Annotated in this window: 1 protein-coding gene; it reads left to right on the top strand. The window is 44.6% G+C overall.

Annotated elements, in window-relative coordinates:
- Positions 1 to 659: acetyl-CoA hydrolase/transferase C-terminal domain-containing protein (locus tag A3735_RS25520; RefSeq protein WP_304440026.1), on the top strand; the 659-nt coding region annotated here is incomplete at both ends.

The following is a 659-nucleotide window of genomic DNA, read 5'->3' as shown; positions in this document are numbered from 1 at the left end:
ATATGGTGGCGTGGATGCCTTCGATAAAGGCTTGTATGGTTCCAGTGAAATGTTTGTTAACGGCTTCATGCACCTAATCAAGAGCGGAATTGTAAAGCGTAAGGTCTATGATGATCTTGATTTACAGCGCTTGATTAATGAGGGGAAAATTGGTGAAACAGTTTCACCATCTACACTTGAGTGCTTGTTAAATGAGTCGATTATTTCTCATCAGCTGACTCATTCTGACTTTATTTATCTACAGCGCTGGGGCATTTTTTCTGATGCCGTACAGTGGGCTGAGGATGGTCTTAAAATAGGCGAAACGACACTTTCGATTAACTTGTTAGAGCAAGCCAACTTTGCCTCCGTGTGTGAACTATGCCTGGGTGATAACCTCAAGGGTGGTATCTATATGCATGGTGGCTTCTATCTAGGGCCTCAAGACTTTTATCAAGCTTTGCGCGACATGAGTCGAGAGGAAAATGAAAAGATCTGTATGTCGAGTGTCGGTCATATCAACCAGCTTGACTACAATCATCCGCTCCTATCTGCGCAGCGTAAGCACGCTCGCTTTATAAACACCGGCATGATGGTGACGCTGAGTGGTGCGGTTGTATCAGATGGCCTAGAAAATGGCACGGTTGTGAGTGGTGTAGGTGGCCAATATAACTTCGTAT

Source organism: Oleiphilus sp. HI0061, from assembly GCF_001635675.1.
Note: the sequence above shows the minus strand (reverse complement) of the source record. Positions and strands in the feature narration are given on the sequence as shown.